The following is a 25,258-nucleotide window of genomic DNA, read 5'->3' on the forward strand; positions in this document are numbered from 1 at the left end:
TTACCGATTCATCGGCGTTGCGCCGGTCAAAATTCTCCATTGCACGCAAGTGAGCCAACATGATCTCCAAATCTATTTTCAAGGCGTATGACATTCGCGGTGTAATCGGCAAGACGCTCGACGCCGATGCAGCACGTTCGATCGGCCGCGCGTTCGGCAGCGAAGTGCGGGCCCAGGGCGGCGACGCCGTCGTGGTCGCGCGTGACGGGCGCCTGTCGGGTCCCGAGTTGGTCCAGGCTTTGTCGGACGGCCTGCGTGAAGCCGGCGTCGATGTGGTCAATGTGGGCATGGTGCCCACGCCGGTCGGCTACTTCGCGGCCAGCGTGCCGTTGCAGCTCGACGGCGGCGAGCGCCGCGTCGATTCGTGCATCGTGGTTACGGGTAGCCACAATCCGCCGGACTACAACGGCTTCAAGATGGTCCTGCGTGGCGCGGCGATTTACGGCGAGCAGATCCTCGCGCTGCATCAGCGCATCGTCGACGAGAACTTCTCGGCGGGCAGCGGCACGTACACCGAGTACGACATCGCCGACGCCTATCTGGATCGCATCACGAGCGACATCAAGCTCGCGCGTCCCATGAAGATCGTGGTCGATACCGGCAACGGCGTGGCCGGCGGCCTTGCGCCCAAGTTGTTCAAGAAGCTCGGCTGTGAACTGGTCGAACTGTTCACCGAAATCGACGGCAACTTCCCGAACCATCACCCGGACCCGGCTCACCCGGAAAACCTGCAGGACGTGATCCGCGCGCTGAAGGAAACGGACGCCGAAATCGGCTTCGCGTTCGACGGCGACGGCGACCGCCTCGGCGTGGTCACCAAAGACGGCCAGATCATCTATCCGGACCGTCAGCTCATGCTGTTCGCCGAAGAAGTGCTGTCGCGCAACAAGGGCGCGCAGATCATTTACGACGTGAAATGCACGCGTAACCTCGCCAAGTGGGTAAAGGACAAGGGCGGCGAGCCGCTCATGTGGAAGACCGGCCACTCGCTGGTCAAAGCGAAACTGCGCGAAACCGGCGCCCCGCTGGCCGGCGAAATGAGCGGCCACGTGTTCTTCAAGGACCGCTGGTACGGTTTCGACGACGGCCTGTACACGGGAGCGCGTCTGCTCGAAATCCTCACGCGTGTGGAAGACCCGAGCAAGCTGCTGAACTCGCTGCCGAACTCGAACTCCACGCCGGAACTGCAACTGAAGCTCGAAGAAGGCGAAAACTTCGAACTCATCGCGCGTCTGCAGAAAAACGCACAATTCACCGGCGCGGACGACGTCGTGAAGATCGACGGCCTGCGCGTCGAGTATCCGGACGGTTTCGGTCTCGCTCGCTCGTCGAACACCACGCCGGTCGTGGTGATGCGCTTCGAAGCCGATAACGACGCGGCGCTCAGGCGCATCCAGGAAGACTTCCGCCGGGTGATCATGGCGGAGAAGCCGGACGCGAAGCTGCCGTTCTAAACGCATGAGCGGCACCGCGGTTCGGTTCGAACCGCGGTGGCCGTCGAACGCGGCGCGGGTTTCTCTTACCGCGCCGCGTTTTTTCATGCGGTGTGCATGCAACGCGCTAGAATTGCCGTCCTCATGAGAAACGGCTGAGTGTTTCAGGTTTTCTCATGCCCCTTGGGGCTCTCTCAACGCATCTTCGGGCCGGATAGCCGGTTTTCCCACTTTTGAGCGTGCAAAAGATACTGATCGTGAGGGTGTCGTCGCTGGGCGACGTCGTTCACAACATGCCGGTGATCGCCGATATCCGACGCCGCCATCCCGAGGCCCAGATCGACTGGCTCGTCGAAGAAAGCTTCGTGGGGCTCGTGCAACTCGTGAGCGGCGTGCACCGGGCGATTCCCGTGTCGCTGCGGCGGTGGCGCAAGCGCATTCTGTCGGTCGACAACTGGCGCGAGATCGGCGCATTTCGCCGCGCGCTCGCCGCCGAACACTACGACCTCGTGATCGACTGCCAGGGGCTCATCAAGACCGCGTGGGTCGCGAGCATGGCGCGCGGCACGCTGGTCGGTCTCGCGAACCGCACGGACGGCGCGGGCTTCGAATGGCCGGTGCGCTTCTTCTACGACAAGCGCGTGCCAATCGAGCCGCGCACTCACGTGGTCGAGCGTACGCGCCAACTGGTCGCGGCCGCGCTGAACGACCCGCCGCCGCAGCCCACCGACGACATCGACTTCGGCATCGACACCGGGCGTGCGGCGCTGGCCTTGTCGGAGGCGAATCTGAACTTGCCGGTGCCGTACGTCGTGTTCGTGCACGCTACCTCGCGCGCCGACAAGCAGTGGCCCGACACGGCATGGATCGAGTTGGGGCAGTCTCTCGTGCGGCGCGGCGCGTCGATCGTGCTGCCGTGGGGCAGCGAAGAGGAGCGCGCGACCAGCGAGCGTCTGGCGAAAGAGTTCGGCGCCGCGGCCATCGTGCCGCCCAGGCTCTCGTTGCCGGCGGTGGTCGGCCTGATCGAAGGCGCGGCCGCCACCGTCGGTGTTGACACAGGTCTGGTTCACATCGCCGCGGCGCTGAAGCGACCGACGGTCGAGTTGTACAATTTCGCCACTGCGTGGCGCACCGGCGGCTACTGGTCGCCGAACGTCGTCAATCTCGGCACGGCCGGACAGCCGCCCACGCTGCAACAGGTGAAGTCGGCACTCGCGGGCTTCGGCCTGCTATGACCCGTCCGGGGCGCTCCGCCTTGCGCTCCAACCGTTTTCAAGGGCGACCATGAACGAAACCCAGATCATCGAAGTAGCGAACGCCGACTGGCACGGGCGCAACCTGTCCGTGCCGCGCGAGACGCTGCTTGCCGGCGTCGAACGCGGCAAAGTGCTGTATTTCCCGAATCTGCGCTTCGCGATCGAAGGCGGCGAACAGGCGCTGCTCGATCCCGCGCTCGCCGATCCGAACCGCAAGAACATCAGCCTCGAACCCAATGGCGGCGCGCTGCACGGTGTGGCCGGCGACGCCGTCACGCAATCCGCCGTGCGTGCGTTGATCGCGCGTTATCAGACCAATGCGCGCACGCTGGTCGACGGACTCTTTCCCGAATACAACGGCAGGTTGCGCGTGGCGCCGACCAGTCTGCGGCTGCATCAGGTGGAAACGCGCGAGACGTCATGGCGCAAAGACGATAGCCGTCTGCATGTGGACGCTTTTCCCTCCCGGCCGAACTACGGCGAGCGTATTCTGCGCGTGTTCACCAACGTCAATCCGCATGGCGCGCCGCGTGTGTGGCGCGTCGGCGAACCGTTCGAAGACATGGCCAAACGTTTCCTGCCGCGCATCAAGCCGCAAATGCCGGGCGCCGCATGGCTGCTGAACCTGCTGCACGTGACCAAATCGCCGCGCAGCGAGTACGACCATTTGATGCTGCATCTGCACGACGGCATGAAAGCCGACCTCGATTATCAGAAGTCGAGCCCGCAGGAGACCATGCCGTTTCCGCCCGGCAGCGTCTGGGTGTGTTTCTCGGATCAGACTTCGCACGCGGTGATGTCCGGCCAGTTCATGCTGGAGCAGACTTTCTTCCTGCCGGTCAAGGCGATGGCGCAGCCGGAATGCGCGCCACTCGGAATTCTCGAGCGCCTGAAGGGCAGGGCGCTGGTTTGAGCGCCCCGTTCCATTTGCCGGTTTCGCTCGATGGATTGGCTCGTCGCTTCAGGCAGGCGGAGCGCCGATGCTGAGGGCGATCTATCGCGCGCTCTGGTGGATCATCGCGCCGCTTGCTGTGTTGCGCCTGTTGATACGCTCGCGCAAGGAACGCGGCTATCGGGAGCATATCGGTGAGCGCTTTGGCTATTCGCGCGGCCGGTTGCCCGAAGACAATGCGCCGCTAATTTGGGTGCACGCGGTGTCGGTGGGCGAGACGCGCGCCGCGCAACCGCTGATCGATGCGCTGATCAAGGCGCGTCCCGACGCGCGCATTCTGCTCACGCACATGACGCCGAGCGGGCGTGCCACCGGCGAGGAGATTTTCGGCGACCGGGTCTTGCGCAGCTATCTGCCGTACGACATGCCGCACGCCGTGCAGCGGTTTTTGCGGGCATGGCGGCCTTCGCTCGGTCTGGTGATGGAAACCGAAGTGTGGCCCACGCTGATCGACGAGTGCCGTCGTGCGGACGTGCCGCTGGTGTTGACTAATGCGCGGATGTCGGCCCGCTCGTATAAGCGCGCGGCGAAGTTCGGCAGCGCGACCAAGGACGTGTTCGGCGGCTTTGCACGTGTGCTGGCCCAGAGCCCATCGGATGCCGAGCGGCTGACCGCGCTCGGCGCGCGCAACGTGGCCGTGCTCGGCAATCTGAAATTCGACATGAGCACGCCGCCGGAACTGGCGGCGCGCGGGCATGCGTGGCGCGCGGCGATCGGCGCGCGTCCGGTGTGGGTCGCGGCGAGTACGCGCGAGGGGGAAGAGGAACTGGTGCTGCAGGCGTTCGCGGCGCTAGGCATTGATAACGCGCTGCTGATTCTGGTGCCGCGTCATCCGCAACGTTTCAACGAAGTGGCCGGGCTGGTCGAGAAGGCTGGGCTGCGGATCGCGCGACGGTCGGTGTGGGCGCCGGATGCCAAGGTGGCGTCGGCGGCCACGAGTGGTGGAGTGCCGCCGTTGCCTGCGGGCGTGAACGTGCTGCTGGGCGATTCGATGGGTGAGTTGGGAGCTTACTATGCCGCGTCGGATCTGGCGTTCATCGGCGGTAGTTTGTTGCCGTTGGGTGGGCAGAATCTGATCGAGGCGTGCGCGGTCGGTGTGCCGGTGCTGATCGGACCGCATGTGTTCAACTTCACGCAGGCCACCGCGGATGCGGTGGCGGCGGGCGCCGCGGTGCAGGTTAAGGATCCTGCGGATCTGGGGCGGGCGTTGCGCGAGTTGTTCGGTGATAAGGCCAGAAGGCTGGCCATGGGCGGCGCAGCGTCGGCATTCGCTGCGCGCCATCGTGGCGCGACGGCGCGTACCGTGGATGTGTTGATGGCGTTGTTGCCGGAAGAATGAGGGGAGAGGCGAAACGTGTCGTGCTCGCTCGCCCGCCTCAAACCTTCAACAACCCCTTCTCCTCAATAAACTTCACCACCACCTCCAACCCGTCGAGCGCCTTCAGATTGCACATCACGAAGGGCCGCTCGCCGCGCATCTTCTTCGCGTCCGACGCCATCACCTCGAGGTTCGCGCCGACCATCGGCGCGAGGTCCGTCTTGTTGATCACCAGCAAATCGGACTTCGTAATGCCGGGCCCGCCTTTACGCGGAATCTTTTCGCCGCCCGCCACATCGATCACGTAGATCGTCAAATCCGACAATTCCGGACTGAACGTCGCGGCGAGGTTGTCGCCGCCCGATTCGATGAACACGATATCCGCATCGGGAAAACGCGTCAGCATGCGGTCGACCGCTTCCAGATTGATCGAGGCATCCTCGCGAATCGCCGTGTGCGGACAGCCGCCCGTTTCGACGCCCATGATCCGTTCGGCCGGCAACGCGCCCGCCACGGTCAACAGACGCTGATCTTCTTTCGTATAGATGTCGTTGGTGATGGCGACGAGGTCGTACTGTTCGCGCATCGCCTTGCAGAGCATTTCGAGCAGCGTGGTTTTGCCCGAGCCGACCGGGCCGCCGACGCCCACGCGCAGCGGCGGCAGTTTTTTCGTGCGGACGGACGAGTGGGCGGGCTGATGAAGTGCGTTCATGATGGATCGTTTTATGAGCGAAAGAGCCGCGAATACTGCGACTCGTGACGCGCCGAAAGAATGCCGAGTTGCGGCGCGAAAGTGTTGATGTTCTCGGGCGACGTGGCCATGGCGCGCGTGACGGCAGCATCGATCGGCTCGCGCAAAGCGACGATGATGCGTTGACCGGCGAGCTGTCCCAACGGCACGGCCTTCAACGCGGCGGCGGCCTGGTTCTCCACCCAGCTGAAGGCGTAGGCGGCGAGCGCGGCGTCGACGGCGGCGTCGTGCGCGTAGGCGGCGAAAGCGAACGCCGTGGGTTGAGCGAGCGGCGTCAGCGAGGCGAGCGTCGTGCGCCGCTCGGCGTCGCCCCATTCGAGCGATACGCACAACTGCCGCAACGACCAGCCCATCTGCTCCGTTTCGCGGCGCAGTTCCGCGGATTCGCGGCTCGCCAGGAATTCGCTGTTGGCCTGCGCGAGGGCCGAAGCGTCATGCGTGCGCCAGCGTTCCATCTGATGCGCGAGGAACGGCAGTTCGCCGTGCGCGAGCACGTCGGTCAAGCCGCTGGCGATCCAGTCGCGGGCGGAGTCGGCGTCGGTGATCAGTTGCGCTTCGATGGCGGCTTCCAGACCCTGCGAATAGCTGAATGCGCCGATCGGCAGCGCCGGCGACGCAAGGTGCAGCAGCGCCGTCAGTTCAGCGATGCGCATGATGGTGGTGATGCCCGTGGCCGCACGATTCGTCGTGGACGTGATCGTCGTGATCGTGATCGTGCCCATGCTCATGGCCGTGGTCATGACCGTGCGAATGCGAATGACCCTGCGCCGCGTGGCTATGCTCATGGTCGTGACCATGCTCATGTCCATGATGTTCGCCGAACACCTGTTGCACGAGCGCATAGTCTTCGGCGAAGGTTTCGTCGTGGCCATGCTTGTGGCCGCCGCCATACGCGCCGGACTCCGGCTGGAACGGCATCGAAACCTGATCGACGCTCGCGCCGATGCGCTTGAGCATGTCGGCCAGCACCGGATCGTATTCGAGCTTCAGGTAATCGGCGCCGACTTCCACTGGCGTGTGGCGGTTGCCGAGGTGATAAGCGGCGCGAGTCAGAGTTAACGCGTTTTTCGCGCGCACGTAGAGCACCGTTTCCGGCGCGGCGACGACGCGTACGAGGCCGCCGTCGTCGGCGACCAGAACGTCGCCGTCGCGCAGCACGGTGCCGCGCGGCAACAGCAGCGCGACTTCTTCGCCGTTATCGAGCGTGGCCGCGAGCCGGCTCTTGCGGCGATCGTCGAACGCCAGTGTCAGCGTCGGCGCGCGCTTGACCAGCACGGGCGCGAGCTTCAGATGCGGCGCGATAAGTTTGTCGATGGTGCGCATGGGCTAGAACAGGAAGTAGCGTTGCGCCATTGGCAGCACGGTGGCCGGTTCGCAGGTCAGCAACTGACCGTCGGCAATCACCTGATAGGTTTCCGGATCGACACTGATCGCCGGACGCCACGCATTGTGGATCATGTCTGCCTTCGAAATGTTGCGGCAGTTCCTGACCGCAACGATACGCTTGTTCAGGCCGTAGCGTTCGCCGACGCCCGCATCGGCGGCCATCTGCGAGACAAAGGTCAGCGACGTGCGTCCCAGGGCGCCGCCGCGTGTGGCGAACATCTCGCGATAATGCACCGGCTGCGGCGTCGGAATCGACGCGTTCGGGTCGCCCATTTGCGCCATGGCGATCATGCCGCCCTTGAGGATCAGCGACGGCTTGATGCCGAAAAACGCCGGCTCCCAGAACACCAGGTCGGCCCACTTGCCCGGCTCGATCGAGCCGACCTCGTGCGCAATGCCGTGCGTGATCGCCGGATTGATCGTGTACTTGGCGACGTAGCGCTTCGCACGGAAGTTGTCGTGGCGCGCGTTGTCTTCAGGCAGTGCACCGCGTTGCACCTTCATTTTGTGCGCCGTCTGCCAGGTGCGGATGATCACCTCGCCGACGCGGCCCATCGCCTGCGAGTCCGACGACAGCATCGACAGCGCGCCGAGGTCGTGCAGGATGTCTTCGGCGGCAATGGTCTCGCGGCGAATGCGCGATTCGGCGAACGCGATGTCTTCGGCAATCGACGGGTCCAGGTGGTGGCACACCATCAGCATGTCGAGATGCTCTTCGAGCGTATTGACGGTGTACGGGCGCGTCGGATTGGTCGAGGAGGGCAGCACGTTCGCTTCGCCGCATACCTTGATGATGTCCGGCGCGTGGCCGCCGCCCGCGCCTTCCGTGTGATACGTGTGAATCGTGCGGCCCTTGAACGCGGCCACGGTCGCTTCGACGAAACCGGCTTCGTTCAGCGTGTCAGTGTGAATCGCGACCTGCGTGTCGGTATCGTCGGCGACTGAGAGGCAGTTGTCGATCGCGGCGGGCGTCGTGCCCCAGTCCTCATGCAGCTTCAAACCGATCGCGCCCGCGGCGATCTGCTCCAGTGCCGGCTGCGGCAGACTCACGTTGCCCTTGCCGAGAAAGCCGAGATTCATCGGATAACCGTCCGCCGCTTGTAGCATGCGTTCGAGATGCCACGGACCCGGTGTGCAAGTGGTCGCGTTGGTGCCCGTGGCCGGACCGGTGCCGCCACCGAGCATCGTGGTCACGCCGCTCGCGAGCGCCTCTTCGATCTGCTGCGGGCTGATGAAGTGAATATGCGTGTCGATGCCGCCGGCCGTCACGATCAGGCCTTCGCCCGCGATCACTTCGGTGGAGGCGCCGATCGCGATCGTCACGTTCGGCTGAATGTCGGGATTGCCCGCTTTGCCGATTGCGGCGATGCGGCCGTCCTTGATGCCGATATCGGCTTTGACGATGCCCCAGTGATCGAGAATCACGGCATTCGTGACGACGGTATCGACCACCTCGGCATGCACGCGTTGCGACTGGCCCATGCCGTCGCGAATCACTTTGCCGCCGCCGAATTTCACTTCTTCGCCGTAGGTGGTGAAGTCGCGCTCGACTTCGATCAGCAATTCGGTGTCGGCGAGGCGCACGCGGTCGCCGGCGGTGGGGCCGAACATTTCCGCGTATGCGCGGCGGCCAATGCGTAAGGTCATGGTGTGGGTCCGGAAATGAACAGGGCGATCTGGGCGCGTGCAAAGAGGCAGGGGGGCCTCACAGCTTGCCCATCACCTTGCCGTTGAAGCCGTAGACGACGCGATCGCCCACCAGTTCGACCAGCTCGACGGTGCGCTCCTGGCCGGGCTCGAAGCGCACGGCGGTGCCCGCCGCGATGTTCAGCCGGAAGCCGCGCGCGACGTCGCGATCGAACGAGAGCGCCTCGTTCACTTCGTAGAAGTGATAGTGCGAGCCGATCTGCACCGGACGGTCGCCGGTATTCGACACGACCACCGTGACGGTGGCGCGGCCCGCGTTCAGTTCGTGTTCGCCGTCGTCGATGAGGAGTTCGCCGGGAATCATCTAGCCTGCCTTATGTGATTGCAGTGATCAGGGGATCGGGTGATGAACGGTGACGAGTTTGGTGCCGTCGGGGAACGTGGCTTCGACCTGGATGTCGGGAATCATTTCCGCCACACCTTCCATGACGTCGTTGCGGGTGAGCAGCGTGGTGCCGTAGTGCATCACTTCGGCGACGGTTTTGCCGTCGCGGGCCGCTTCCATCAGCGCGGCGGTGATGAAGGCGATGGCTTCCGGATAGTTCAGTTTGAGGCCGCGCGCGCGGCGCCGTTCGGCAAGCAGCGCGGCGGTGAAGATCAGCAGCTTGTCCTTCTCGCGAGGTGTCAGCTTCATCGAATGAGTGCGTAGGGTTGTGACGTTCGTTGCGACGGTCCGGGAGGGGCCGGCCACGACAATGATTGGCGCTGCGTGTCATGGCCGGGATCGCGTGCGCCGCACGGGATGCGTCCATGACGAGTGCAATGCCGGATAAGCCGGTCACGGTATCAAGTTCGGCTAACGGCGCGCTTACAGATCGGCCGGCAGCGGCGCGCTGAACCACTTCTTCGACATCGTGTTGAGCGTGCCGTCCTGCTTCGCCTGCGCGATGGCGGCGTTCACTTTCTGCTGCAGGCGTGGCTCGTTCTTGTTCATACCGACGAAGCACGGCGAATTCTTGATGACGAACTTCGGCTCCGGGCGGCGCGGCGGATTCTTCGCGAGGATCGCGGCCGCGACGATGTTGCCCGCGGCGATCAACTGCACCTGGCCCGACAGGAACGCGGCGATGGTCGCGTTGTTATCCTCGAAGCGCTTGATGGTCGCGTTCGGCGCCATTTGCGTGAGACCGATTTCCTCGAGCGCGCCGCGGGTTGCGCCGACCGTCTTGCCGGTCAGATCGGCGGGGCCGCTAACCTTGATGTCGGCGGGACCGAACACGCCCTGGTAGTACGGCGCATAGGCGGTCGAAAAATCGATCACCTTCTCGCGATCCGGCGTCTTGCCGAGCGACGAGATCACCAGGTCGACCTTGCCCGTTTGCAGATACGGAATGCGGTTGGCGCTATTGACCGGCACGAGTTCGAGCTTCACGTTCATCGACTTCGCGAGCAGGGCGGCGGTGTCGATGTCGTAGCCCTGCGGCTTCATGTCCGCGCCCACTGAGCCGAACGGCGGATAGTCTTCCGGCACGGCGACTTTGAGCACACCGGCTTTGGCGATGTTATCGAGCGTGTCCGCGTGAGCGGCGGGCGCGGTGACGGCGAGGACGGGCGAGAGCAACAGTGCGGCGAGCCACGCGCGACGCGCGGGGCGAAGAGTCGATCGGGTCATGTTCTGTGAGCGGTGGTGGCGACGAGCGGTCGGCTGCCGTCGGGACGCGGCAGTATCGTGGGAAGGAGCAGAGCAAGGTGCATGCCAAAGCGGTCGGGCTTGGGCTGGCAAGGCGTGCGCAGTCCCGATGCACAGACTTGATGCATTGCAATGCGCCGGATTGGTGCGTTGCTGGTTTTGCGCGGGTGACTGACTCCGGCGCGAGACACACGAAACGCACCGGATCTTTCTCCTCGTTCAGCTGCGCCGGACGACTGGATGAATGACGTGAATGCGTTGCGTGCGATCTGCGCGTTTTGAATGGCGTTCGACTTTGCTTTGCGAATATGCATGACTGGCCGGGCATATTCCTAGGTGTGCCGACGGCTCGCGTAGATATCAACGAGGAATGCGACCGCCGTCGGCCGCAGCGGAAACCGGCGTCGCCGAGGGCAAGCCGGGCGGCGGACCGCTGTCGGGCAGGCTGAACATCGACATTGAGTTGGGGCAACGGAAAGCGGTGAGCACATCGCTGGTCAGCGGGTTGGCGACGCTGCCCGCACCGGTGATATCGAGTACTGCCTTGCGCCCGTCGAAATCGAATTCGACGCGCGTGCGCCCGGGCGTAGCCGTTTGGACGATCTGCCCCTTGCGCAACAGACGCATGAGCGCCCAGGGGCCGTCCGCCGCGATCGTCGAAGTTTCGGGGCGAATGCGCGGACTCGCGGTCATTTCGGCGTGCACCCCGCCGCGCGGCCCGGGCCAGCTCACCGCAAATGGTGCGACGGGCCCATGTTGATACAACATGCTTTGACCATCTATGTCGATCGCCAGTGTCGTCACGGTCGGATCGAGTTCGGGCACGCGGATTTCGGTTTTCCAAAGAAGTTGCTTGCCCTGGTCGCCGAAGAACACGTCGCGGATTTGCCTCGCATGCCGGAATGGTTCGAGGTCGGGGCCCTGTACGGGCTCCGTGGCGCCCGGCAGCGTTCTGTAGCGCCACGGCTTCGCCGAGGTATCGACGAACGGTGCGAGGTTCTTCGTGAAGAAGTCGTCGATCACGCCGCCCTGTGCGAATACGCGTGTGAAGTCGTCGACACTCACGTCGCGCGGACTGTCTGGCGCAAAAGGATAGTTGCCCTCCACGGTCATTCGGCAGGTATCGCTGACCACGGCCTGCATCTGCCGCGAAAGCAGTTGGCCGATGCCCTGATTGACTTCGCGCGAGCCCTGTACCGAGAGGCCGAGCAACACCTCGCGAAATGGCGCCGGCGTGGTGTTGGCTGCCATTTTCAGTTTCGCCGCGGCATCGCTGGCGGGCGGCATGCTGTTGTTTGCGATCGCGTTATCCGCGACCGTCAGTGTGGTGTAGTAATCGTTGAGCAGGCTCGTTACGCCGTCGAGACCTGTCTTGCCGGCCTGGGCGGTTGCCGGCGCATCGGCGGCCGAAGTGTCGGCGCTGCCTGTGACCATCTCGCGCAGCGCGGCGAAATGGCCGTCCACCAGTTCGCGCTCGACGCGTTCTTCCGCGCGGATGCCCAGCGCCTTATCCACTTTCTGACTGAACTGGTCGGACGTTTTCTGCAGCAGAGAACCATTGGCGGCCGCGATCGACTGGGTGAGCGTCGTTTCATGCACGGATGCGCGAGCAAGGCGCGCCAGCGGCGAATCGGGTGCTGCGAACTGGCGCAGCACCTGCAGATTGAAGGCGAGGCTCGTACCGGCGACCGTGCGGATATCGCCGAGGAAAGCGTCCCACTGCTGCGCGTATTCGGTCAGATAGAGCCGGCGAATGGCTTCCGTCAGCGGATCGTCGGCGCTCGTTACCGTGCTCACGATTTCAGCCGTTTTTTTTTGAGCCTCGCCAAGATACGAACGTCCCATGACCCAGGCGTCGTCGTCGCGCGCTGCCTGGACGAACTCCGGCAGCCGCTTGTCGAACAGGTTCCGGTATCCGTCGAACGTGAAAAGGCCCGGCACGCCGCGAGAGAGCGGCGCGCCGCTTGCGCGCGTGAACACCGTGCCGGCCTGCGGTCCGACCGCGCGAAGCAGCGTGAACTCGTCGGGCGCCTCCTTCTGCATGTCCGCCTTCGCGCGCTCGTAGAGCCGCTGCGTGGCATTGCTGCCGTCGAGAAATGCGCGGGCTTGCAGGATCAAGCCGTCGTTGCGGATCAGCGGCGACTGAACGATACGCTCACCGGAAAATAACTGCTCGACGTGTTCGATCATGGAAGCTCGTCCACCGAAGATCGACGCGCTGTCATTTTTTGCCCAGTCGTCGAGTACCCAGGCCTTGACGTCGGTCGAGTGGAACCTGGCCTTGTCATACAGCATCAAGTAGACGCGCAACGCGTCGTAGGTTGCTTTGGCATCCTTGTTCGCCATCGACTGAGCAATGACGTCTTCCAGACGATGGACGATGGACGGCAGCAGCAGGTTGTCCTCAAGCGCGCGATAGATGTCGCGGCTCGTCTCGACGACACCCGGCGCGCTGTAGAGGCCATAGCGAAAGCGGCTGTCAGGATCCGACAGATCCAGTCCTGTCCAGGTCGGCAGGTAGCGCGCCTCGCCCAACGTGTCCGGCACGGCTTCCGGTTTGGGCTCGCGGTAAAGCTGCGCGACCTTGGCCGCGAGTGCCTGGGTCTTGCGCGCGATCGCATCCAGATAGTCGGTGTTGTTGCCGAAGCTCACACGCATGCCCATTGCGAGCCAGACGAACAATACGAGGCCGAGCGTATGCCCGAGCAGCCGTAACAGGCGGAAACGGTACTCCCAGCGCAGATTGGGACGCACCAGATGCGCTTCGGGAAAGACGACCTTCGTGAACAGATCGTGCAAAAAGTAGCTATGGTTCGCGGCGGGCCGCGCCGCGTCCGCCGAGAACAGGCGACTGCGCCCCGCCATCAGACGCTGCACGACCGTGAGCGGTTCAGCAGTGACAGTTTGCCCTGCCTGCAACGCACTCGTGAAATAGACGCCTCGCAGCATCGTGTGATTTTGCGTATCGTCGTAACGCGAATCGATGAACAGTTGCCCCAGCAACTCGGCAAGCGGAACGCAGAGCGCGGCGAACGCTTCCGGCAGTGCCGCGAGCCGCCGGCGGCGCTCGATGTCGTACTCGTCTTCCAGCCGTGTGTTCACGCCGCCGGCGAGACGCGTGACAAGCTGCCTGAGTTCTGCGCTGCAGGCAACGGCGAGGTTGCTCCGGGCCGATTGGCCACTGACCGGGAGCGTGAATCCCCACATTTGCGCGCGATGTTCCTCGGTCAGCGAGCCGAAATAATCGGCGAACCCGGACAAGCGGTCCATTTGCGTGATCATCAGGTACACCGGGAAGCGGATGCCCAGCCGGGCGCGCAAATCGGCCAGCCGTTCGCGCAGCAGGTCCGCTTCGGTCGCGCGCACCGCGGGGTCGGAGGCCGTCAGTATGTCGAGGCTTATTGCGAGCACGGCGCCGTTGATCGGCGCGCGCGGGCGGTGACGGCGAAGCAGGTCGAGGAAACCATGCCATTCGTCTTCGTCGACACGCCGACGCCAGTCGGCATCATCGACTGCAGCGTTCGTTTGCTGAGTTGCCGGTGTGTCGTGGCCGGCGTTTTTCTCGGCGTTGTCTGCGCGGTTGTCGGCAATCACGGGCAATGATTGGGTGGATGCGCCATGTCGAGTGTAGTGGCCGGCGGTATCGATCAGAACGGCGTCGTTCGACAGCCACCAGTCAATATTTTTCGTGCTGACAGATGCGCCAGCCGTTCGCGGCATCGCTCCGCCAATCGGGAACGCCAGTCCAGCGTTCAGCAATGCACTTGTCTTGCCGGAGGAGGTCGAGCCGAGCGCGATGAACCAGGGCAGTTCGTACAGATACCGCGTGCCCTGGAAGAGCCGCCCCACGCCTCGCGCGCCCGTGCGCATGGACTTCAGCCGGGCGAGCGCGGCGTTGATGCGAGCCTCGACCTCTTTGAGTCTGCCAGCGGCCGGCGGCGCCTCTTTCTTGCCGCCGAACGTCAGCGCCTTTTTTAGGAACGCTTCGTCGCTGCGCATTTTCTGCCAGAGCCAGTACAGACCGAACGCGGCCAGAAGCGCCAGCACGACGGCAATGGCGATCACGCGCGCCGCGACAGATGTCAGCGGCGCGGCATGCCCGAAGCTCAACAGCGGCCCTGCGTACCAGACCAGCAGGCACAGCAGCGCTCCGAACACCACGCCGGTCGACCAGCCCTTGAGCCAAAGCAGTGCGCTCACGAGCAGCAGCGCGATCACGAGGACGCGCATGCCGACGCTAACAAGAGGCTTGAGGCCGCCGAACGCGACGAACGGCCCCAAAAACCAGATCACCAGTCCGAGGACCAACAGCGCGAGGAATGCGAGGAACCAGCGCGATACCAGAAACGACAACTTCTTCATCCTTGAGTCCCGATGGGCATGATATTGATCAGGGGGTGACCGTGATTTCTACGCGGCGGTTCTGCGCGCGGCCTTGCGCCGTTGCGTTGTCGCCAATGGGATTCGCCTCGCCGCCGCCGATGGCCTCGAGCCGTGCCGCAGCCACACCCGATGCTTGCAACATCTGCATGACCTGGGTTGCGCGCTCTTCGGAGAGCGCATCGTTCGATGCGAACTGGCGGCTCCTGATCGGCAGATTGTCGGTATAACCGGTGACCGTGACCTTACCCGGTACTTTGCCGACTTCGTTTGCGATCTTCGCGATCAGCGGTCCCATCGACGCGTTGACGTTGGCGCCGCCTGGCGCGAACATCGAGTCACCGCGGAATGTCACCGAACTGTGGCGTGTGTCTTCATCGACGCTGACTGTGCCGGCCGCGATTTCGTTCTTCAACAGTTCCTTGAGATGCGGCAGCCGTGGGGCCGGCGGCGGTGTCAGATGGCCGATATCGATAATCTGCTTTTCGACATCCGCGCTGTGGTCGAGCAGATGGTATTTGAACCAGCCGAACAGGCCGAGCAGGATCAGCCCGAGAACGGCAAACGTGATCCAGACCGGAAAGTCGTAGACAGACAGGCGCCGTCCGCGGGCGTCCGATTGCACTCGCGGCGACAGCGCGATCGGCACGACCCCGCGCTGCGTCTGGATCTCGTTGTAGAGCCGTTGGCGCACGGAATCATGCTTGCGAGCGCCGTCGGCTTCATGGCGATAGCGGCCCATGAAGCCGAGGCTCAGGATCCGATAGATCACTTCGAGCAGGTCGAGATGCTCGCGCGGCTCGTTCATCAGCCGTCCGATCAGCAGATAGACCTTGTCGCCGCCTTGACGGTCCTCGTGGAATTCGGTGGCCAAGCCTTTGCGAAGCCATTCGACGCCGGTTTCGCGTTGACCCCAAACGGTCTTTCCGGCGGCCTCGTCGAGCGCCGTGGCCAGACAGTAACGCGCGCCGATCATGTGATCGCGTCTGATATTCGCTTGCTCGCACAGTCGCTGGAAGATGCGCACCTCCTGTTTGAGCAGCAGGTGAAGCTGATCGATGGCCGTCAGATCCAGATTGTCGGGCATGTCGGCAAGCGCGCGCAGCAACGGGCGCGCGGCTTCCAGCAGCGGATTGATCGCGTCCTCCACGGCCTGCAGGCGGGTGGCCTGCGGTTCACCGGCGGGGATGCTGGCGAGCAACGTGGCCGGCAGTTCGGGCTTCGCGCCGGACGCGGAGTCGCCAGCTTTTTTCTCCATGCCGGCGGACGTAGCGCGGCCGTCGGGCGCGAAAGCTGTACCGAAAGAAGGCAGTCCTCGGTCTGGATTCACTGTGTTTCCCTGATGCGATGATGAACGGGCGCTTCTACGGAAGCGCTCCTCTTTTCCGGTGAGTCACGGCTTATCAGCGCACGCCCCACAGTTCCAGCCTGAGTGCGGGGAAATCACCCGCCACATGCAGCGCAATGCCACCATGCTGCGCAACGGTCTCCCACAGCGGGCCCGTACGCGCGAGTTCGTAGTACACATAGCCGGCGTTGAATGGAATCTGCCGCGGCGGCACGGGCAGCGCCTGAAGCGCAATGCCCGGCAGGCGCGAGCGCACCAGATCCGGCAGACGTTCGGACGGTCCCATCTTGGCCTGCATGGCGAATTGCTGGACCAGCGTGTCCGGCGGCATCTGGGCCGACACGGCGAGGACCAGCGAACTGAAACTGCGAATCTCCGCCGGATCGACCACCGCGTTGCGCATGCCATATCCCGCGTCGGTAAACGGAATGCTTTGCGCACTGCGTACGAGGACCGCGTTGAGCAGCCAGTGTGTGTCGTCGACCACGGGCTTCAGGCACAGATGCGGCTCGATGTGTTGATACGGCGGATGGCTTTCGAGCGGCCGGCGCGTCTGCGGACGCACGTAGGTCGAGAGTTCTCCAGCCATGCTGAGCAGGAGCGCGTAGAGATCGACGGGGGAGGTGGTCGGAACCCGGCGCAGGTGTTGCAACAGCGGTTCGTAGCGGTTGAGCGTTTGCAGCAGCAGATAATCCGAGACCTCCGCAACCGTGCCGGCCTGGCCGTCGCTCCCGGTCAGCCGTTTGGCGAGCGCATCCGCACGCAGGCGCGTGAGGTCGTGGACCTTCGCCAGCCAGCTCGTGAGCAGCGCGTTGGCGCCATAGCCCGACACCGGCGGGACCAGCGTATCGTCGAGTTCGATGCTGCCGTCAGCGCGAAGCGTCTTGACTCGCGTCAACGGTAGACCGATCCACGCGTCGGTCATCTCTTTCTGCGGCACCAGTCGCAGCCGCAGGTTGGATAGTTGAACGGCTTTCGGACCCTGTCCGATCGAGTTTGTATCGCGCAAGTCCGTGTCGAACACGGCATAGCGGGCGAGCGAATGGGAGGACTCGTCGAAGCTGGTTTCTTCCGCGTTGGGCACGCGAATCGACACGGCAAGATGGATGACCTGGTCCAGATGCTCCGGGCGTACCGTCAGCGGTGCGGGCGGCGGCGTGTTGCCTGGCGTATCGAAGGGCGTGCCGTCGGCGAATACGCCGTTGGCGGACTTCAGGATTACTTTGCCGAGCGCGAGCGCTTCATTGTCGATTGCGTAGTGAGAGAAGCCGAAGAAAAAGGGCGAAAGTGGCGCCGCGCGCTTGTGAGCGAAATGTTCGAGGTAGCGTTCCTGCTGCTGGAAAAGCTGAGGGCGCAGGAACAGACCTTCACTCCAGGTGACCTTGTTATACCAACTCATGCGTGTGGTCCATTACTTGTTTTGTTTTTGTGCGTCGGTGATCCGGATCGCACTGGTATCGAGATTGATCGTCAGCTTCAGTTTCGGCGCGATCCGGTACCACGCAGCCGGTGGCGATGACGGCAGTGTCCAGGTGGCGCGCCACACGGAGTTCGGCAGATCGCGGTAGGCCGCGACGACACCTAGTGCGGTCGTGGCCTGATCGGCGTTGCGTTGGATAGTCCTGTTTTCTCCCGGGCGAAGCTGCAACTGCTCGCGCACGACGAGGTCGTCGGCGAGCACGGTCTTGTCCTTGTCCTGCAGCGAGAAAAAGTCGGCGGCAGTGAACGCGTCGGCGTTTTTCAATTCGTAAATGCGCACCACGATCGGCGCGGCGCGTTTCTGGTCATCGGGATTGACGCTCGATGAGGCGGTTATCGACAGGTCGAGCTTCACGGGTTCATGAACGGCTTTGGGATCGTTGCTCGCGCATGCGGTGAGTCCGAGCACGCAGATAAGTGCGACGACGTGAGTGGACGGGCGCATCGGCAGTGAACAGGGGAAGTGGGGCGTTATAGGGTCCGGCGCGCACGCCGGACCTCGCAAGACAAGAGCGCTTACGCTTCCTTGTTGAGTTTGATGTCGTAGCCTGCCGTCACGGCGCCACCACTGCCGCCCTGGGCGTTCTGCACGACGTATTCCTGCTTGACCTTCGCGAACGACAGGCGCACTTGTTCACGGATGCCGTTGTCAGCATTGCTGCCCGACGGATGAACCTGCGTAACGATGACGTCGTTCATCGTGATCTTCAGGTATTCGAGCGGATTGCCGCCTGCCTTGCGCACGGTCAGCACGGCTTGGTCGATGTGCTTGCCGGTCAGGCAATACTTCATCAGGTTCGGGCTTGCACGATCGACCAGGTGCTCGAACGCCAGATCTTCGACAGTTGCCTTACCCGCGCCGCCGCCCGAACCCATGTGCATGTTCGACTGCTGCAGGATTTGCCAGCCCCAGCTCGACACTTCGATTTCATTCTTGTGCGCCGAATCCTGCGATTCGCCGTCGATGCCGTTGATCTTGATAAAAATGTCCTGTGCCATTTAAAAACTCCGTGAGTGAAAAAACAGACTGCTCTTTGTTGCGGGACTGCCGCGTCGTATGAGCGATGCTCTTTGCCACTGGATGTCGCCGCGTATTGGCGGCGCTTCGGCTACCTACCGTTTTTTTTACGCAGACGAGGCGCGTACCGCGTGCGGACGTACGCGTGCACGCGCGCACCGCGATGGCTGTGGCGTTGGCTACGGTGCGGCGGGCGCATTACTTCATTTCGTTGGCCGTTCGGTCTGCAAGACGGCGTGGGTCAGCGCCTTGCAGAACGTTTCCATGCCCGACGGACAGGATGACGTGGAAAGCCCTTTGATTTTGTCGAGGTCGGCCGTATCCAGCGTGCTGTCGATATGACGCAGCACGAAACCTTTGAGCGATGGATTGCGCTTGATCAATTGACCAAGTCGCGGCAATGTATTCCACCGATCCACCAGTAGTCGCGCAATTGCCTCCGAGTACCCCTCCGCGATGTCGCCGTCATCGCACTGTCCGTACTTCGTGAACGCGACGTTGGCCGCGTTCCAGGTCGTGATCTTGTCAACCATCGCATCCGCACCCACTGCATCATGTTCGGTGCAAGCCTTACCGTAGGCCAATGACATTGACAGGAAACCGAGCACCGTAACGAGACATGCGATCGGCCTGAACACAGCGCCACGAATTGGAAGTCTAACCATGACTGTGCCCATGAAGGCTGGCGTGACGGTTGCGCCGGGACGCGGCGTGCGCGCCCATGCTGTCGTTGCCGACAACTTCGACGGTGGTCAGCGCGTCCGTTCTCATCAGATTGCCGATAGCATTCATTGCGTCGTCTGTCGTTCGGATGCAACCCATGGTCGGATGTTGCGGACCCGCCAAATGAGTCGCGTTGGCCCGTCCCGAATGGACGCCGATGCCGGGATGACCGGGCACGCTGAAGCGAACAATGCCGTGTAGCCCATAGGGGCCATTGGCGGACGCAGCGTGAGGGTGAGGTATCACCCTGTCCTGGACTGTGTAGACGCCGTTCTGAATATGACGAATCGTGGCATGACTGTCGACGTTGTTGTACGCAGCCCAGGTGCCGGTCGTATTGCCAGCAGAATCAACTAGCGCAATCTGGTGTGTACGCCCATCAAACCGTAGTGAAGACATCTGAGAGACACCCTTTTTGTTAATGGCCGAGGCATTGGGAATGACCTCCGGGACCGCCGGCTGGATCACGCGGCGGCCGGCGGCGTTCTGGCAGCGATCGATCAGGCCGCTTCCTTCACGGTAGGCAGCCGGGCAACGAGACGCAGCGACACCGTGAGTCCCTCGAGCTGGAAGTGCGGGCGCAGGAAGAACTTCGCCTGGTAGTAGCCGGGGTTGCCTTCGACATCCTCGACGACCACTTCGGCCGCCGCCAGTGGGCGACGCGCTTTGGTTTCCTGCGATGAATTCGCCGGGTCTGCGTCGACGTAGTTCATGATCCATTCGTTGAGCCAGCGCTGCATATCCTCACGCTCGCGGAACGTCCCGATCTTGTCGCGCACAATGCACTTCAGGTAGTGCGCGAATCGAGAGCAGGCAAACAGATACGGTAGACGCGCCGACAGGTTGGCGTTGGCAGTCGCATCCGGATCGTGGTATTCGGCGGGCTTCTGCACCGACTGGGCGCCGATGAAGGTCGCGTGGTCGGTGTTTTTACGGTGCACGAGTGGAATAAAACCGTTCTTCGACAGTTCCGCTTCGCGACGGTCCGAGATTGCAATTTCCGTCGGGCACTTCATGTCGATGCCGCCGTCGTCGGTCGGGAACGTGTGGCACGGCAAGCTCTCGACCGTGCCGCCCGATTCGACGCCGCGAATCAGCGAGCACCAGCCATACAGCTTGAACGACCGGTTGATGTTCACGCCCATGGCGTACGCTGCGTTGGCCCACGCATAGTTGCGGTGATCGGGACCGTTGGTGTCTTCCTCGAAGTCGAATTCATCGACCGGGTTCGTCTGCGCGCCGTACGGCAGCCGCGACAGGAAGCGCGGCATTGCGAGCCCGATATAACGCGCATCTTCCGTATTGCGCAGAGAATTCCACGGCGCGTATTCGAGATTTTGCGCGAATATTTTCGTCAGATCGCGCGGGTTGGCGAGTTCCTGCCACGATTCCATCTGCAGCACCGAGGGCGAGGCCCCCGAGATGAACGGCGTATGCGCGGCTGCGGAGATTTTTGCAATCGAGCCGAGCAGGTCGACGTCGGGCGGTGTGTGGTCGAAGTAGTAGTCAGCAACGAGGCAGCCGTACGGTTCGCCGCCGAGCTGGCCATATTCTTCTTCGTAAATCTGCTTGAAAAGCGGACTCTGATCCCATGCGAGACCCTTGTATCGCTTCATCGTGCGACGCAGTTCTTCTTTCGAAACGTCCATGAAGCGGATCTTCAGCCGCTCGTCCGTTTCGGTGTTCGACACCAGATGATGCAGACCGCGCCACGCCGATTCCAGTTTCTGGAAATCGTTGTGGTGGAGAATCAGGTTGATCTGCTCCGACAGCTTGTGATCGATTTGCCCGATGATCGCTTCGATGCTCTTGTACGCGTCGTCGCTGATGATGATCGACTGCTGCAGCGCCTGCTCGGCGAGCGTTTGAACCGCATATTCGACGGCGTCGCGAGCCGCAGCGGTCTTGGGGCGAAATTCTTGCGCGAGCAACTGCGAAAAGTCTGTCTGTGAGTGCGCGGCAGTTGCGGTTGCCGTCGCCTTTACCTGCTGTGTTGTCATGGTGTGTCTCTGTGGTTCTCGGGTCGTTCTTGAGTCGTTTTTGCCGGTGCGCCTTCGCCAGCAGTGGCGGTCAGTTCGACGGTTTGTCGGTATGGCTGTGTTCTGTCTCGTCGATAACCTTCGGCTTCGGCACGGCGGCGAGCGCTTTCAGCAGGGCCGGATCAGCCAGCAGCTTGTTGACGAGCGCTTCGGCGCCGGATTTGCCGTCCATATAGGTTTGCAAATTGGCCAGTTGCGTGCGCGCGTCGAGCAGGCGATGCAAGGGCTCGACCTTGCTGGCGACGGCGGCCGGCGAGAAGTCCTCCATGCTTTCGAATGTCATGTCGACCATTAATTGGCCCTCGCCCGTGAGCGTATTGGGCACTGCGAATGCGACGCGTGGCTTGAGCGCTTTCATGCGCTCGTCGAAGTTGTCGATATCGATGTCGAGGAAACGGCGATCGGCGACAGCCGGCAGCGGTTCGACCGGCTTGCCGGACAGATCGGCGAGCACACCCATCACGAATGGCAGTTCCACCTTTTTCTCGGAACCGTAGATCTCGACGTCGTACTCGATCTGGACGCGCGGCGCACGATTGCGCGCGATGAACTTCTGCGAACTGTTTGAAACGGACATGCATGACTCCGTAAGCGTGGGAAATGGCCGGCAGGTTTAATGAGTCTCGCCGACAGAAACCGGGGATATGCTCTCGGCGACCGCCGTCTTGTTGGCTGATGCAAAGACGAATGCGGCAGCGGGCGCGGCGTTGCTGTCGCCGACGTGGATTTCGATGCTCGAGAGGACTCGCTTCGACGAGAATGCGTCGAGCCAGAGAGCGGACAGTCTCGGTAGAACGTGTTGTTCGATAAACCCGATCAACACCCGAGCGCCGGTCTCCTGCACGAGGCAGCGGCTGATGATGTAGTCGATCACCTGCTCGTTGTAATGCAAAGCAATGCCATGACTGTCGGCCATACGCCGCACGACACGGTTCATATGCAGACGCACGATGCTGGCGAGCGACGCGTGGACCAGCGGGCGATACGGCACGACGGTCACGCGTCCGAGGAAGGCTGCGGGAAATACTTTCAGCAACTCCGGGACTAACGCTTCACGCAGGGCGTCCTGATCGGGCGCGAGTGTGGCGTCCGCGCATAGGCTCGCCGTCAACTCGGAACCGGCATTACTGGTCAAAAGAATCGTGGTATTGCAGAAGTCGATGTAGCGTCCGTCGCCGTCTTCCATGTAGCCCTTGTCGAATACCTGGAAGAACATTTCATGTACGTCGTGATGCGCCTTTTCGATCTCGTCGAGCAGAACAACCGCATACGGGCGCCGGCGGACGGCTTCTGTCAGCACGCCGCCTTCACCGTAGCCGACGTATCCGGGTGGTGCGCCCTTGAGTCCGGAGACCGTGTGCGCCTCCTGATACTCGCTCATGTTGATCGTGATCAGGTTCTGCTCGCCGCCATACAGGGCTTCGGCCAGTGCGAGCGCCGTTTCCGTCTTGCCAACGCCGGACGGCCCCGCCAGCAGAAACACGCCGAGTGGCTTGCGTGGATCGGTAAGACCCGAACGCGCCGTCTGCACCCGCTCACCGATCTGGCGCAAGGCATCGCTTTGCCCGATCACGCGGGCGGCGAGTGTTTCGGGCAAGGCGCGCACAGCCGCAACTTCATTCGTTACCATGCGGCCGACGGGAATGCCGGTCCAGTCCGAGACGATTTCCGCGATGATCGTTTCGTCTACTTCCGGGAAGACTAGTGGCGTCTCACCCTGAAGATCACGGAGACTGTGCGCCAACAGCCCGAGTGTCGCGAGGGAGGGCACAACATCGACGTGATCCGGATCGGGCTGGGTAAGGATGGCGTCGCGAGCGCTCGCTAACGCCAGTGCAGCTGCGAGCTGGGCCCGCCAATGTGCGTCGATTGCGCTTTCCTCCGCAGAGAGCGTACCGATGCGCGCCCTCGCGGCACTCAGCGCCTCCTCCGCATGGAGTCCGATACGCGCCTCCTGTTCGAGCAGGCGACACTCGACGCGCGCCGCCTGAAGTCGTTGACGCACGCTTTGCAGTTCGCGCGGCGGCGCATGCTGTGAGAGCGCAACGCGTGCGCATGCGGTGTCGAGCAGACCGATTGCCTTGTCGGGCAACTGCCGCGAAGGAATATAACGATGGGACAAGGTAACGGCGGCGCGGATCGCTTCGTCTCGGACAATCACGCCGTGGTGCTTCGAAAACGTGTCGGCCAGTCCCCGCACCATGTCGATGGCTGCGGCTTCCTGCGGCTCGGCGACCTGCAGTAACTGAAAGCGCCGAGTGAGAGCGGGATCTTTTTCGATGTGCCGCTTGTACTCCGACCAGGTTGTCGCCCCGATCATGCGCACCGCGCCTCGCGCGAGGGCCGGCTTGAGAAGATTGGCGGCGTCGCCGGTGCCGGCCTGACCGCCCGCGCCGACGAGCGTGTGGATTTCGTCGACGAACAGAATGATGGGTGTCGTGGACCGTAACGCGGCTTCGAGCACGCCTTTGAGCCGCGACTCGAATTCCCCTTTCATACTCGCACCAGCCAGCAATGCACCGACGTCGAGCGTCATCAGCCGCACGTCGGCCAGCGCGGGCGGTACGTCGCCATTGGCGATGGCAAGTGCGAGCCCTTCTACGACAGCAGTCTTGCCGACGCCGGCCTCGCCAGTCAGAAGCGGGTTGTTTTGACGGCGGCGCAGCAGGATATCGATGATCGTGCGAATCTCCTGCTCGCGTCCTGTCACGATGTCGATTTCACCCGCGCCGGCTCGCGCGCTCAGGTCGCTGCAGTACTGCTCGATTGGCGAGCGCTTCGAACCTGCGGGTAATGCCTGCGAAGCCTCGCCCGGCATCGCGGCGGAGAAGTCCGTGTTGTCGTACGGCGCGTCGGAAGACTCGGGCGAGCCGTCGATCCAGGCAATCAGTTCGTCGCGTGGCGTATCGGCCGGGATGCGTGCGAATGCGGGCGAAGCCGAAAGCAGTACCCGACGCAGTTCCGGCGTGCCAAGCAGTGCCGCAAGCAACCACGCGCCACGTATCCGGCGGTCGCCGAAATCGAGCGTGGCGAGCACCCATGCTCGCTCGACGGCCAGTTCAATATGGTGCGAGATGTCGCTTATCGAACTGGCGCCCGCGGGCAAGGCAGCGAGCGCCCGTGCGAGATCGCGTTCCAGTGTTGCACGTTCGATTCCCGCATGCCGGGCAATGCGGTGCATGTCGCTGTCCGGCAATTGCAGCAATTGATGCAGCCAGTGGACAAGCTCCACATACGGGTTGCCGCGCAGCTTGCAAAACGCGGTAGCGGATTCGATGCTGCGGAAAAGTGTGGCCCCGAGCTTGCCAAAGAGTGCCTGGCGGGAAATCGTCATGAACTGGTCGCGTGTGGTTTATTAGGATAACTGATTTGAATTTCGCCTGCACAAGTGGAAATGGAAGCTATTCAAGGGAATTGTCTTATACGGTCAAACGCTTCGCTTTCTTTATGTAACTTGGCGCTTTTCGAACCCGCCTCCGTTTAATGGTGTTTTTTGAATTATCGGACTTGAAGTTTGGATCAGTCAATGTGTGCAGGTGATTTTTATTTTCCTGTCATTTGTGAATCTTTTTTGATCGTCAACAAATGTAGAGTTAGCCTGTTCTGAGAGTTGTTGAGATAAAAATGTAAGTTAAATCATTGAAAACTATCGTCTTTAGCGTGGAATTTCGGCTTGTTTTAGTGTTAGGAGATTTCCCCGCATTGGATTGAAAATTCCCTCTGTGTAGGATAAATCTGGCTTGTTGGTGCTTGATATATGTCGGATTATTTATATTTTGGATTGTCGCTTAATTTATCTCGAATTAAGTCTCTATTTTTTAAACATTGCTGCCGAAAT

Annotated in this window: 21 protein-coding genes; 4 read left to right on the forward strand and 17 right to left on the reverse strand. The window is 62.5% G+C overall.

Annotated elements, in window-relative coordinates:
- Positions 1-59: 59 nt before the first annotated feature.
- The 4 genes from B0G80_RS20230 (at position 60) to waaA (ending at position 4,980) form a co-directional block, all read left to right on the forward strand.
- Positions 60-1,454 carry a phosphomannomutase/phosphoglucomutase gene (locus B0G80_RS20230; protein ID WP_106285874.1) on the forward strand — a complete coding sequence of 465 codons (1,395 nt, stop codon included), beginning with the start codon at positions 60-62 and terminating at the stop codon, positions 1,452-1,454.
- 212 nt (positions 1,455-1,666) lie between these two features.
- The gene (waaC, locus tag B0G80_RS20235; RefSeq protein WP_106285875.1) at positions 1,667-2,668 is read left to right on the forward strand and encodes a lipopolysaccharide heptosyltransferase I; all 1,002 of its coding nucleotides are present in this window, start codon (positions 1,667-1,669) and stop codon (positions 2,666-2,668) included.
- 49 nt (positions 2,669-2,717) lie between these two features.
- Positions 2,718-3,602, forward strand: coding sequence for a Kdo hydroxylase family protein (locus B0G80_RS20240; RefSeq protein ID WP_106285876.1), 885 nt, complete (start codon positions 2,718-2,720; stop codon positions 3,600-3,602).
- Positions 3,603-3,669: 67 nt separating this feature from the next.
- Positions 3,670-4,980: a lipid IV(A) 3-deoxy-D-manno-octulosonic acid transferase gene (gene waaA, locus B0G80_RS20245; protein WP_116119163.1), complete on the forward strand. Its 1,311-nt coding sequence runs from the start codon at positions 3,670-3,672 to the stop codon at positions 4,978-4,980.
- A gap of 37 nt (positions 4,981-5,017) precedes the next feature.
- Here waaA and ureG read toward each other — a convergent pair whose 3' ends face one another.
- The 17 genes from ureG to tssH form a co-directional block, all read right to left on the reverse strand.
- Complete coding sequence (gene ureG / locus B0G80_RS20250; protein WP_116119164.1) at positions 5,018-5,671, reverse strand: urease accessory protein UreG; 654 nt, start codon at positions 5,669-5,671, stop codon at positions 5,018-5,020.
- An 11-nt stretch (positions 5,672-5,682) separates the two neighbouring features.
- Positions 5,683-6,363 carry an urease accessory protein UreF gene (locus B0G80_RS20255; RefSeq protein ID WP_116119791.1) on the reverse strand — a complete coding sequence of 227 codons (681 nt, stop codon included), beginning with the start codon at positions 6,361-6,363 and terminating at the stop codon, positions 5,683-5,685.
- Positions 6,350-7,033, reverse strand: a complete 684-nt coding sequence (gene ureE / locus B0G80_RS20260) for an urease accessory protein UreE (protein WP_116119165.1) — start codon at positions 7,031-7,033, stop codon at positions 6,350-6,352. Before ureE ends, B0G80_RS20255 begins: the two co-directional genes overlap by 14 nt.
- Before the next feature lie 3 nt (positions 7,034-7,036).
- Complete coding sequence (gene ureC / locus B0G80_RS20265; RefSeq protein ID WP_106285880.1) at positions 7,037-8,743, reverse strand: urease subunit alpha; 1,707 nt, start codon at positions 8,741-8,743, stop codon at positions 7,037-7,039.
- Positions 8,744-8,801: 58 nt separating this feature from the next.
- Entirely contained in the window at positions 8,802-9,107 is a 306-nt protein-coding gene (locus B0G80_RS20270) for an urease subunit beta (RefSeq protein WP_116119166.1), read from the reverse strand.
- A gap of 27 nt (positions 9,108-9,134) precedes the next feature.
- The gene (gene ureA / locus B0G80_RS20275) at positions 9,135-9,437 is read right to left on the reverse strand and encodes an urease subunit gamma (RefSeq protein WP_106285882.1); all 303 of its coding nucleotides are present in this window, start codon (positions 9,435-9,437) and stop codon (positions 9,135-9,137) included.
- 174 nt (positions 9,438-9,611) lie between these two features.
- Positions 9,612-10,415, reverse strand: coding sequence for a transporter substrate-binding domain-containing protein (locus B0G80_RS20280; protein WP_116119167.1), 804 nt, complete (start codon positions 10,413-10,415; stop codon positions 9,612-9,614).
- 378 nt (positions 10,416-10,793) lie between these two features.
- Positions 10,794-14,795 (reverse strand): type VI secretion system membrane subunit TssM, encoded by a 4,002-nt coding sequence (gene tssM, locus B0G80_RS20285; protein WP_116119168.1) that lies wholly within the window; start codon positions 14,793-14,795, stop codon positions 10,794-10,796.
- 28 nt (positions 14,796-14,823) lie between these two features.
- Positions 14,824-16,071, reverse strand: coding sequence for a type VI secretion system protein TssL, long form (gene tssL, locus B0G80_RS20290; protein ID WP_116119169.1), 1,248 nt, complete (start codon positions 16,069-16,071; stop codon positions 14,824-14,826).
- A gap of 145 nt (positions 16,072-16,216) precedes the next feature.
- On the reverse strand, positions 16,217-17,560 hold the full coding sequence (gene tssK, locus B0G80_RS20295) for a type VI secretion system baseplate subunit TssK (RefSeq protein ID WP_116119170.1): 1,344 nt from the start codon (positions 17,558-17,560) through the stop codon (positions 16,217-16,219).
- 12 nt (positions 17,561-17,572) lie between these two features.
- Entirely contained in the window at positions 17,573-18,085 is a 513-nt protein-coding gene (tssJ, locus tag B0G80_RS20300; RefSeq protein WP_116119171.1) for a type VI secretion system lipoprotein TssJ, read from the reverse strand.
- A gap of 71 nt (positions 18,086-18,156) precedes the next feature.
- On the reverse strand, positions 18,157-18,639 hold the full coding sequence (locus B0G80_RS20305; RefSeq protein WP_116119172.1) for a type VI secretion system tube protein Hcp: 483 nt from the start codon (positions 18,637-18,639) through the stop codon (positions 18,157-18,159).
- 222 nt (positions 18,640-18,861) lie between these two features.
- A complete protein-coding gene (locus tag B0G80_RS20310) occupies positions 18,862-19,266 on the reverse strand; it encodes a hypothetical protein (RefSeq protein ID WP_258878924.1) in 405 nt (134 codons plus the stop codon).
- A gap of 49 nt (positions 19,267-19,315) precedes the next feature.
- A complete protein-coding gene (locus tag B0G80_RS45315; protein ID WP_134140276.1) occupies positions 19,316-19,849 on the reverse strand; it encodes a L,D-transpeptidase in 534 nt (177 codons plus the stop codon).
- A gap of 32 nt (positions 19,850-19,881) precedes the next feature.
- The gene (gene tssC / locus B0G80_RS20315; protein WP_116119174.1) at positions 19,882-21,381 is read right to left on the reverse strand and encodes a type VI secretion system contractile sheath large subunit; all 1,500 of its coding nucleotides are present in this window, start codon (positions 21,379-21,381) and stop codon (positions 19,882-19,884) included.
- A 70-nt stretch (positions 21,382-21,451) separates the two neighbouring features.
- Positions 21,452-21,997 carry a type VI secretion system contractile sheath small subunit gene (tssB, locus tag B0G80_RS20320; protein ID WP_116119175.1) on the reverse strand — a complete coding sequence of 182 codons (546 nt, stop codon included), beginning with the start codon at positions 21,995-21,997 and terminating at the stop codon, positions 21,452-21,454.
- Positions 21,998-22,033: 36 nt separating this feature from the next.
- On the reverse strand, positions 22,034-24,754 hold the full coding sequence (tssH, locus tag B0G80_RS20325) for a type VI secretion system ATPase TssH (RefSeq protein WP_116119176.1): 2,721 nt from the start codon (positions 24,752-24,754) through the stop codon (positions 22,034-22,036).
- Positions 24,755-25,258 lie beyond the last annotated feature (504 nt).

Source organism: Paraburkholderia sp. BL6669N2 (assembly GCF_003387275.1).
In the GTDB taxonomy this organism is placed as follows: Bacteria; Pseudomonadota; Gammaproteobacteria; order Burkholderiales; family Burkholderiaceae; genus Paraburkholderia.